The 11,028-nt window shown below is 36.9% G+C and carries 9 protein-coding genes; all 9 read left to right on the top strand.

From position 1 onward, the window contains the following. Position 1: 1 nt before the first annotated feature. The gene (rapZ, locus tag NTHER_RS10300) at positions 2-889 is read left to right on the top strand and encodes an RNase adapter RapZ (protein ID WP_012448448.1); all 888 of its coding nucleotides are present in this window, start codon (positions 2-4) and stop codon (positions 887-889) included. A 25-nt stretch (positions 890-914) separates the two neighbouring features. Beyond that, on the top strand, positions 915-2,228 hold the full coding sequence (yvcK, locus tag NTHER_RS10295) for a uridine diphosphate-N-acetylglucosamine-binding protein YvcK (protein WP_012448447.1): 1,314 nt from the start codon (positions 915-917) through the stop codon (positions 2,226-2,228). Between the two features lie 2 nt (positions 2,229-2,230). Next, positions 2,231-3,619 (top strand): tryptophanase, encoded by a 1,389-nt coding sequence (locus NTHER_RS10290; RefSeq protein ID WP_012448446.1) that lies wholly within the window; start codon positions 2,231-2,233, stop codon positions 3,617-3,619. 24 nt (positions 3,620-3,643) lie between these two features. Further along, on the top strand, positions 3,644-4,609 hold the full coding sequence (gene whiA, locus NTHER_RS10285) for a DNA-binding protein WhiA (protein WP_012448445.1): 966 nt from the start codon (positions 3,644-3,646) through the stop codon (positions 4,607-4,609). A 95-nt stretch (positions 4,610-4,704) separates the two neighbouring features. Then, entirely contained in the window at positions 4,705-6,144 is a 1,440-nt protein-coding gene (gene rpoN, locus NTHER_RS10280) for an RNA polymerase factor sigma-54 (RefSeq protein ID WP_012448444.1), read from the top strand. Between the two features lie 236 nt (positions 6,145-6,380). Beyond that, a complete protein-coding gene (locus tag NTHER_RS10275; RefSeq protein WP_012448443.1) occupies positions 6,381-7,409 on the top strand; it encodes a sugar-binding transcriptional regulator in 1,029 nt (342 codons plus the stop codon). A gap of 45 nt (positions 7,410-7,454) precedes the next feature. Then, positions 7,455-8,642, top strand: a complete 1,188-nt coding sequence (locus tag NTHER_RS16275; RefSeq protein ID WP_041367101.1) for a phosphoglycerate kinase — start codon at positions 7,455-7,457, stop codon at positions 8,640-8,642. Between the two features lie 54 nt (positions 8,643-8,696). Beyond that, positions 8,697-9,467, top strand: coding sequence for a triose-phosphate isomerase (tpiA, locus tag NTHER_RS16270; protein ID WP_012448441.1), 771 nt, complete (start codon positions 8,697-8,699; stop codon positions 9,465-9,467). Further along, entirely contained in the window at positions 9,457-11,004 is a 1,548-nt protein-coding gene (gpmI, locus tag NTHER_RS10260) for a 2,3-bisphosphoglycerate-independent phosphoglycerate mutase (protein WP_012448440.1), read from the top strand. Before tpiA ends, gpmI begins: the two co-directional genes overlap by 11 nt. The last annotated feature ends 24 nt before the right edge of the window (positions 11,005-11,028 follow it).

The following is an 11,028-nucleotide window of genomic DNA, read 5'->3' as shown; positions in this document are numbered from 1 at the left end:
TATGAGAAATGAAAATCGATTTCATGAAGTTCGATTTGTGATAATTACCGGTATGTCGGGAGCAGGTAAATCCATAGTTATCCAGAGCTTTGAAGATCTGGGTTATTTTTGTGTGGACAACCTGCCACCAACTTTTATTGCTAAATTTGCCGAGTTGATTCGACAGTCGGAAGGACGTATAAATAAAATCGCCCTAGTCTCAGATATCAGGGGCGGTCAATTTTTTGAATCCCTTCAATCAGCCCTTTATCAATTAAATGAGTTAGGTATTGAATATGAAATTTTATTTCTAGAAGCCGATACAACGGAACTGATTAACAGATTCAAAGAAACTAGGAGGAAACATCCACTTTGGAATCAATATAATAGTATTAAGAAAGCTATTGAGGAAGAGCGTAAAGAGCTGGAAGTAATTAGAACTCAGTCTCATTTGATTATTAATACAAGTAATATGTCACCAAGGCAATTAAAAGATAAAATTCGAAGACAGTACACGCCAGAAGGAGAATATGAAAGTAATTTATTTGTAAGTATAATTAGTTTTGGCTACAAACATGGCTTACCTCTAGACGCTGACTTGGTTTTTGATGTCCGATTTCTGCCCAACCCTTATTATGTTGATGAATTAAGGCCACTCAGTGGCAATGATGATTCTGTAGAGCAATATGTGTTGCATTTTGATGCTACCAAGCAATTTTTAGACAAAATGGAAGACATGATACAATTCTTGCTTCCCAAATATCTCAAAGAAGGAAGAACCCAGTTGATAATCGCAGTAGGATGTACTGGAGGTAGACATCGTTCCGTAGTGATTAGTAATTGGTTAAAAGACAAATTGCTTAAAACTGGTTACCAAATTGCCCTTCAACACAGGGATTTGGATAAATGATAGGGTGTGATGAGGAGGACTGCTAGTGGATGTATTGAGGTGGTTCTATCCCGGTCTAAAGGTTAAAAGGTGGATCTTAGTTGTACTACTGGGAGCTTTATTAAGTTTTTTTGGGATTGTAGTTTTACTGGGACCGTCTAAAGTTGCCTTACTGGGTAAACAAAGCTTTGTGACTCTAGGTGAAATATTAGGTGCTTACTCACGATATAATGGGATTATTTTTTTGATAATTGGAGGCTTTACTTGCTGGTACGGTTTTAAGAAAACTATGCATTCTGTTATGACAGCTGCAGTACCACAAGAGGAAGAAAAGTTAGTTAAACTGTTAAACAGAAGGAGACAACAAAAAATGGGCCCAAAAATTGTGGCCTTAGGAGGTGGTACAGGTTTACCTAATTTATTAAGGGGGTTGAAACCTTACACACAAAATATAACTGCTGTTGTTACAGTTTCTGATGACGGCGGAAGCTCTGGAAAGCTTAGAGGGGAATTTGGAATGGTTCCCCCCGGTGATGTCAGGAATTGCTTGTTAGCTCTAGCCGATACTGAACCACTCATGGAAGAAATCTTTAATTACAGATTTAAAACAGAGGGAGACTTGGAAGGGCATAATGTAGGGAACTTAATTATAGCCGCCTTAAATGACAAGAAAGGTTTCAAAGATGCCTTGGCGTCTGTCAGTCGCGTCTTAGCCGTTAAAGGTAATGTATTACCAGTTACTGATCAGTCTTTGACATTAAAAGCTAGATGTACTGATGGAACTACAGTAGTGGGAGAAAGCAGCATATCAAATCAGAGCAAACAGATCGAACAAGTATATCTTGATGAACAAGATGTATCTCCCCTTTCTGAAGTGATTACGGCTCTCGAAGAAGCTGATGCTATAATACTTGGTCCTGGGAGTCTTTATACAAGTGTTATACCTAACTTATTGGTTCCAGGAATCCCAGAGGCAATTAAAAATTCCCAAGCTGTGAAAATCTATGTATCCAATATAATGACCCAACCAGGGGAAACTGATAATTATCGGGCATCTGATCATTTGAGGTCGATTATACAACACACAGAATATAATTTAGTTGATACTGTCTTAATTAATGGTGAATTAGATGTAGATTCCCAAACCCTAGCAAAATATAAGGAAGAACTACAGGAACCCGTACAACCTGACATTGAAAATCTTACCAATATGAAGGTAGATACAATTATAAAAAACTTTAATGGGCGAAACTCCCTTATCAGGCATGATTCGGAATTACTTGGGGAAGTCATTATTAAAGAAGTGATCAATAAGAAAAAAGAAGTGATTCGAAAAAAATTATTTGCCAGGAGGGATTAAAGATGGGTAATATTATTGATGAAATGATGGCGGCTGAACCGTTTAGGATTAAAATGGTTGAGCCGATTAAGACAACTACCAAGGAAGAACGCCAGAGAAAAATTAAAGAAGCGGGTTATAATGTTTTTAATTTGGAATCTAAGGATGTTTATATCGATTTATTAACAGATAGTGGAACAAGTGCCATGAGTGATAATCAATGGGCTGGTATGATGTTAGGAGATGAGGCATATGCTGGTAGTAAAAACTTCTATAATCTCAAGGATGCCATCAAAGAAGTGATGGGTTATGACTACTTTTTACCTACACATCAAGGGAGAGCCGCAGAAAATGTACTTTTTCAATTATACGTGGAAGAAGGAAATTATGTACCTAATAATATGCATTTTGATACCACAAAGGCACATGTTCAAGATAAACGTGGGCGACCTGTCAATTTAGTTATAGATGAAGCTTATGATGCCAAGAAAAATGTGCCATTTAAAGGAAATATGGATATTGATAAACTAGATAATTTCTTAAAAGAGCACAGTGATAACGTTCCCATTGTATTATTGACAGTAACGTGTAATAGCGGTGGTGGTCAACCCGTTTCTATGGAAAATATCAAAGAAGTGTCAGAAATTTGTAAGAAATATAATAAACCTTTCTATTTAGATGCTTGTCGCTTCGCAGAAAATGCTTATTTTATTAAACTAAGAGAGCCAGGCTATGCCGATAAATCCATTCCAGAGATAACCCGGGAGATGTTCTCTTATGCAGATGGTTGCACCATGAGTTCCAAAAAAGATGCTTTAGTTAATATTGGTGGTTTTTTAGCAATGGAAGATGAGAAACTACTTGATAAAGCAAAAGTTTTAGGAGTACTATATGAAGGGTTCCCTACTTACGGGGGTATGGCTGGCAGAGATATGGAAGCCATGGCCCGTGGATTACTTGAAGTTGTGGAAGAAGAATATTTACAATACAGAATAAACCAGGTTAATTATTTAGGTGAAAAGTTGAAGGAAAAGAAAGTACCTATATTGGAACCCGTTGGTGGACACGCTGTATATCTAGATGCTGGTCGTTTCTTACCAAATATTCCAAAAGACCAATTTCCTGGTCAAGCTTTAACAGTAGCACTTTACGAAGAGGGCGGTATTAGAGGTGTTGAAATAGGAACTGTCTTAAGTGGAAGAGATCCTGAAACCGGAGACCATGATTATCCCGAATTAGAACTGGTTCGTTTAACTATACCCAGAAGAGTATATACTTATCGACATATGGATGTTGTGGCAGAGGCTGCTAAAATAATTCATGATAAGCGAGATGAAATTGGTGGCTATAAATTTACTTATGAACCTGAGATCTTAAGGCATTTTACTGCCAGATTTGCTCCTGTAAAATAAATTAAACACAGTTAGGTGATAAAAATGTCCTTTGCTAAATCATGCAAAAATGAACTTTCAAGAATTGAAATTAATAGAGAATGCTGCGAAAGAGCTGAACTAGCTGCTTTTATTCATATGAATGGTTCTTTAACAATAAAAGGAGACGTTACCCTTCATTTAACAACAGAAAATCCAGCTATTGCTAGGCGTATATTCCGAGTTTTCAAGAGTAGATTTAAAAAAGAAATGCAGATATTAATGAGAAAAAAAATGCGTTTGCAGAAAGGTAATAGTTACTCACTTATATTAACTGGAAAGAATACAGTCAGCCTTGTCCTATCTAATTTGGAAATTACCAAGGGAAGTTTTGATTTAAATACCGGAATAACTCCAGAACTAGTAGCTAATAGATGCTGTAAGAGGGCTTATTTAAGAGGAGCTTTTATGGCACGGGGTTCTATTGCGAACCCCGATGCCAGTTATCATATGGAGATGACTGCTGATTACGAAGAGTATTTGGATGATCTCATTAAAGTAATGCAGTATTTTGAGCTATCCCCAGGTAAACTTGCAAGAAAAAAGGAGTACGTGAGTTATTTAAAGGATAGTGAGCAGATATGTGAGTTTCTGAATATTATTGGAGCTCACAAAACCCTCCTTGATTACGAAAACGTGAGGGTTATGAAAGGTATGAGAAATAAGATAAATCGTTTGGTGAACTGTGAAACAGCAAATCTTCAAAAAACTGTTGTAGCCTCTTTAAGGCATATAAAAAATATACAAACAATAGATGAAAATCTTGGATTGACACAACTTCCCAAATCTCTACAAGAAGTGGCAATTAAAAGAGTTGAATACCCAGAAGCTAATTTAAAAGAATTAGGAGAGCTTTTAGAACCTCCAGTGGGCAAATCCGGGGTTAATCATCGCCTACGGAAACTAGAAAAAATTGCTGAACAGTTGCATCAAACTGGATATTACGATGAAAATAATGGATATTTACAATAAAATAGTTAATTTGGAATGAAATTTGCAAGAGGATTTTAAGCTTTAATGTAGAATATAGATAATACAGGAAACTAAGCAAAGGGGTGTTATAGTAGATGAAATTAGGCTTTGATTTGAATCTGGAGCAAAAGCAACAGTTGGTTATTACCCCGGAACTTAGAAAAGCTATCAAACTTTTGCAGTTGTCCAGTATAGAATTAGATAATTATATTGAAAAAGAATTGGTTGAAAACCCCATGTTGGAAATTTCCTCAACTGAAGAAAGTGAAAGTGGGGATGATAACGGAAAAGAAGACAGTGTGGAAAAATTAGAGAACAGTCAGGAGTCAGCACAAAGTGAAGACCGCTTTGATATTGATTGGCAAAAATATTTTGAAGATTCCAGTGATGTAGGTAAATATAATAACTTGCCTAAAGAGAATTATGACGAGGGTAAGGATGGTTTCGAAACCTTCACCCCTTCTACAATAAGCTTAACAGAACATCTTTACTTCCAATTGTCTCTTTACTCAGATCAAGAAGAACACATTAAACCACTGGCTGAATTTTTGATAGGAAATTTGGATGCCAATGGATATTTAAATGGGACTTTACAAGAAATTGCAGAATTTTTAGATGTGGAAGAAAAGGAGTTAGAAAAGGCCTTAGAATTGGTGCAAAGCCTTGATCCTCCTGGTGTAGGAGCAAGGAGCCTTAAAGAATGCTTGCTGTTACAAGTGGAAACTGATTCTCATAGCCCCGATTCTGCTTATGAACTAATTGAAAACTTTCTATCGGAAATCGCGGAAAATCGCCTTGACAAAATTGCAAAAGAGTTAAAATTACCTATTAAAGAGGTGCAAGAGATAGTTGATTATATCAGGTCTTTAACTCCTAAGCCTGCAAGTCCTTTCTCTGAAGAAGGCCTTCCCTCTTATATAACACCTGATATTGTTATTAAAAGAGTTGAAGATGAATATGAAATTATTTTAAATGATTCCATGAGTCCTCGTCTTAAAATTAATTCAAAATATAGACAATTATTAAAAACAGAAAAGGGTTCGGGAGTAGCTAAATTTCTTAATTCCAGGTTAGACTCGGCTATGTGGTTAATTAAAAGTATAGAGCAAAGGCGAATCACTCTTTATAATATTATGCAAAAACTTGTAGAAATGCAGAGGCCTTTCTTAGATAATGGAGTGAGATATCTCAAACCATTAACTCTAAAAGAAGTAGCTGACGAAATAGATGTGCATGAATCTACCGTAAGTAGAGCCACAGCAAATAAATATGTGCAAACTCCCCAGGGAGTATATCCACTAAGATTTTTCTTTTCCAGTAAACTAGATAATAATCAAGATGATTATAACTCTTCTACTAGTATTAAACAAAAGATCAAAGAGTTAGTTGAAGAAGAGGATAAGAAAAAACCTCTTAGTGATCAAAAAATTGCTGAAATTTTACAGGAATCATCTATAAATATATCAAGAAGAACTGTAGCAAAATATAGAAAAGAACTTAATTTACCTTCTTCTTCAAAGAGGAAAAGGTATTAATTGACTGAATATTTCATCTACCGGGTTAAAATAAATTAATCCTTAGTTTATTTGTCCCGGTAGATTATTTATTTTTGTTTAAAACTAATCCTATTGAAGTTTTTGTTAAATTATTATATTATTGTAATGGAAGGAAAAAGAGGGAAAAGAAATTTTTTTTACCCGATACAGGTCATATATGACCCCACGGGACAAAAAACGACCATTGACGGCTACTCTGCAAAGGAGTTGTTAACATGGAAAAAGAGTGGGACTTACTTCTCAAACTCACACCAGAGCTAACTGAAGTTGCAGAAAAAAGGTATAAAATTCTTGCTAATATATCTTATTATCAACCTGTCGGTCGAAGAATTCTGTCTGAACACATGAATATAAAGGAACGTGAATTAAGAAATGAAATTAAAATTTTAAAAGAAAAACAATTAGTTAGTGTAGAGAATTACGGAATGATTTTAACAGATCTAGGAAATTCTGTTTTACAAGATAGTAGGGAATTTGTTAAAAATCTTTCGGGAATAGTTGAAATGGAAAAAAACTTGCAAAAATTACTGGGCTTACAGCAGGTTATTATAGTACCGGGAGATGCTAACAAAGACGAGACTGTCAAACAAGAGATGGGAGCCGTAGCTGCCAAGACTCTTTGGAAACTATTATCATCCGGCGATGTAGTTTCCGTAGCTGGAGGCACTACTCTAGCTGAACTGGCTAAAATGGCACCTCAAAAATCTAAAAGTCAAGATATTACTATTTTACCAGCTCGTGGCGGCTTGGGTGAACGAGTAGAAATTCAGGCAAACACAGTGGCGGCTAAACTTGCAGATAAATTTAATGGTAATTACCGCATGCTCCACGTTCCTGACGAAGTAGGAAAAGATTCCTTGGATATGCTATTAAAGGAACCAAAAATCAAAGAAATCGTAACTAAAATCAAAAATGCAGACATACTTGTACATGGGATTGGAGTAGCTGAGGAAATGGCCGAAAGAAGGGGATTATCTCGTGAAAGGATTGAACGCCTCCTAAATCAGGGGGTAGTTGGTGAAGCTTTTGGCTTTTATCTTGACAGATATGGCAGATTAGTCGAAAAAGTAAATACTGTAGGAATAAGTTTATATGATTTAGAAAATATTGATAATGTAATGGCCGTTTCGGGAGGCAATAAAAAGGCAGTAGCGATTTTAGCCATGTTGGAAACTGGACTCTGTGATATTTTAGTTACAGACGAGGGTGCGGCTGAAAAAATTCAAGCTATAATGAATACTTAGACCTGAGTTGTTAAAGTATTTAGATAATCAGAGTAAGGAGGAATTATAATGAAAAAAACTGTTAAAGACGTGGATGTTACAGGTAAACGAGTATTTGTTAGGGTTGATTTTAATGTTCCTTTAGATAACGGGAAGATAACTGATGAAACAAGGGTACAAAAGTCACTTCCAACAATTAATTACTTGAGAGAACAAGGGGCACGGGTCATACTAGCTTCACATTTAGGCCGACCTAAGGGACAAGTAAAAGATGAGTTTCGGATGGTCCCAGTTAAAGAAAAGTTAGAAGAACTATTAAAAACATCAGTCAAAAAGAGTTCTGAAAACGATCCTAGTCAAGCTGAAGCCGCTGTTAATTCCCTTGAAGATGGTGAGGTACTTTTATTAGAGAACCTGCGTTTTCATCCAGGGGAAGAAGAAAATGATGAGGAATTTGCGAATGCTTTAGCTTCATTGGTTGATATTTATGTGAATGATGCCTTTGGTGCGGCTCATAGAGCTCATGCCTCTACTCATGGTATTACCCAAAAAATCTCTGGCGAATGTGTGGCCGGTTTATTAATGGCTCAAGAACTTAAATTTTTAGGGGAAAGTGTTGATAATCCTGAAAGACCCTTTGTAGCTGTAATTGGCGGAGCTAAGATTAGTGATAAAATCGGTGTGATTGACAGGCTCATAGAAACTGCTAATAAAGTAGTGATAGGAGGGGGCATGGCCAATACATTTTTACTAGCCAAAGGTTATCAATTGGGAAAATCATTGGTTGAAGAGGATGCCATTGATAAAGCTAAAGAACTATTGAAAAAAGCAGACAACTTAGGTGTAGAATTAATGTTACCAAAAGATGTAGTAGTTGCCGAGAAACTTGAGGAAAAAGTTGCAAATAAAACTGTTAAAGTAGAAGAGATTCCTGAAAATATGATGGCTCTAGACATCGGAGAAGAAACTATCAATGAATATTCTAAGGTTATAAAGAATGGAAAGACTGTCATCATGAATGGTCCCATGGGAGTTTTTGAAACAGAACCCTTTGATCATGGAACAGTTGAAATTGCAAAAGCCATGGGTAATAGTTCGGGAACAACTATAGTTGGAGGCGGAGATTCAGTTTCAGCTATTAATAAAGCAGGCCTAGAAGATAAAATTACCCATATATCTACAGGTGGCGGAGCTTCTTTAAAATATTTGGAAGGCAAGCCATTACCTGGAGTTCAGGTTCTCCAAGATAGGTAAAGGTAAATATTGAATTATGATTGCAATATATAATTCTAGTGGAGGTGAGATTAAGTGGCCAGGACTATTATTGCAGGGAACTGGAAGATGAACCATGGTCCTAGAGAAACCAGGGAGTTTGTGGCTGGTATGAAAGAAAAATACCAAACCCCACCGGCAGTAGAAACCGTGATTTGCCCTCCTTTTGTATCAATATCTGATCTGGTAAATGAGAGCCCTGAATGGCTTAAAACCGGAGCTCAAAATGTTTATTTCGAAGAGAGTGGTGCTTTTACAGGAGAAGTTTCTCCAAAAATGTTGGCAGAATTGGGAGTAGAATATGTAATCATTGGGCATTCAGAGAGAAGAAATATCTTTGCAGAGTCTGATGAGGAAGTGAATAAAAAAGTTAGGATTGCGCTAAAATATGGTATTAAACCAATTATTTGTGTTGGAGAAAGCGATGCTCAGAGAAATGAAGGTAAAACCTTAGAAGTAGTGGAAAATCAAGTTAAATCAGCTCTGTCAGAAGTAGTTTCTGATACCTTGCAAAATGTAGTATTTGCCTATGAACCAGTATGGGCAATAGGATCAGGTAAAGCAGCTACAGGCGAGGATGCCGAGCAAGTTTGTAAGCATATTAGATCAGTGATAAGTGAACTTAACTCAAGCGTGGCAGATGATATACCTGTGTTATACGGGGGTAGTGTAAAACCAGAGAATTTAGAAGAATTTATGGACCAGGACAATATTAATGGGGCCCTTGTAGGAGGGAAAAGCTTAGTAGCAGAAACCTACTGTCAATTACTGGAGGTAGCTAGGAGGTTCCCAGGTGATGAAGGATAAGAGTGTAAAACGTCCATTAGTGTTAATAATAATGGATGGACTAGGTATTAGTGGAGAACATGAGGGAAACGCTTATTATCAAGCTGACACACCTTTTTTAGATAATATATTTAAAAAACACGGTATGACAACTTTAAGAGCAGATGGTTTACATGTAGGACTTCCAGAAGGCCAGATGGGAAACAGTGAAGTTGGACATCTGAACTTGGGTGCAGGCCGGGTAGTGTATCAAGAGCTAACTCGTATTAACAAAGACATTGAAACCGGTCAAATTGCCAGTAATGAAGTATTAAATGCATTAGGTGATAAAGTAAAGGCTCGTGATTCTTCTTTACACTTATGGGGCTTGCTATCCGATGGTGGAGTGCATAGCCATATAGAACACATAAAAGCTCTCTTAAGGCTGGCCAAAGAGAAGGGAGTTACAAAGGTTTATTTGCATGCAGTTACCGATGGAAGAGATGTTCCTCCAAAAGTGGCGAAAAAATACATATCCGAAATTGAAGATGAAATGAAACAATTAGGTGTGGGACAAATTGCCACTGTGATGGGTAGATATTATGCCATGGATAGGGATAAGAGATATGATAGAACAGAAAAAGCTTATAATTGCCTTGTCCATGGTAAAGGGCATCAGGAAACTACAGCTGAGGATGCAGTTGAGCAAGCTTATGAACGCAAAGAAACCGATGAATTTATTACCCCAACTAGAATAATTGATCCAAATCAAGACCCTGATTCCTTGGTTAAAGATGGTGATGGGGTACTATGTTTTAATTTCAGACCGGATAGAGCACGCCAACTGACATGGGCTTTTATTTTACCAGAGTTTGAGGAATTTGATCGTACTCCTGTTGACGTGAGTTATGTTTGTATGACTCAGTATGACGCTGAATTATCACTACCTATTGCATATCCACCCCATGCCCCTAAGAATACCCTGGGTGAATACCTGGCTAATCATGGTAAAGAACAGTTGAGAATAGCTGAGACGGAAAAGTATGCTCATGTCACGTTTTTCTTTAATGGAGGAATAGAAGAAGCCAATCAAAATGAAGAACGCATTTTGATTCCTTCTCCGAAAGTAAGTACTTATGATCAGCAGCCTGAAATGAGTGCCGCTGAAGTAACTCACCGCATGGATTCCGAATTGAAGAAAAAGGATTATGATTTTATTTTATTAAATTACGCTAATCCTGATATGGTTGGTCATACTGGGGATTTAGATGCCGCTGTAAAAGCAGTAGCTACACTGGACCGTTGTTTAGGAGAACTAGTGCCTAAAATACTTGAACAGGGCGGAATTGCTGTAATCACTTCCGACCACGGTAATGCTGAAAAAATGGTTGATACAGAGGAAAATTCTCCCCATACTGCACATACTAGTCATGTAATCCCCTTTGTCATAGTAGATAACGATAATAGGTATCCTCTGAGATCGGGAGGAAAGCTAGCCGATGTGGCACCAACAGTATTAGAGTTAATGGGACTACCATTGCCCCAAGAAATGTCGGGTAAATCATTAATAGATCATTAAAATAAATTCAAACTGGAGGGATAT

The organism is Natranaerobius thermophilus JW/NM-WN-LF, assembly GCF_000020005.1.
GTDB lineage: Bacteria > Bacillota > Natranaerobiia > Natranaerobiales > Natranaerobiaceae > Natranaerobius > Natranaerobius thermophilus.
The sequence above is the reverse complement of the archived record's forward strand: the minus strand, read 5'-3'. Positions and strand labels throughout refer to the sequence as shown.

Coding starts and splice junctions, on each gene's coding strand:
- rapZ (WP_012448448.1), top strand. CDS start 2: ATGAGAAATGAAAATCGATTTCATGAAGTTCGATTTGTGATAATTACC.
- NTHER_RS10290 (WP_012448446.1), top strand. CDS start 2,231: ATGGGTAATATTATTGATGAAATGATGGCGGCTGAACCGTTTAGGATT.
- whiA (WP_012448445.1), top strand. CDS start 3,644: ATGTCCTTTGCTAAATCATGCAAAAATGAACTTTCAAGAATTGAAATT.
- rpoN (WP_012448444.1), top strand. CDS start 4,705: ATGAAATTAGGCTTTGATTTGAATCTGGAGCAAAAGCAACAGTTGGTT.
- NTHER_RS10275 (WP_012448443.1), top strand. CDS start 6,381: ATGGAAAAAGAGTGGGACTTACTTCTCAAACTCACACCAGAGCTAACT.
- gpmI (WP_012448440.1), top strand. CDS start 9,457: ATGAAGGATAAGAGTGTAAAACGTCCATTAGTGTTAATAATAATGGAT.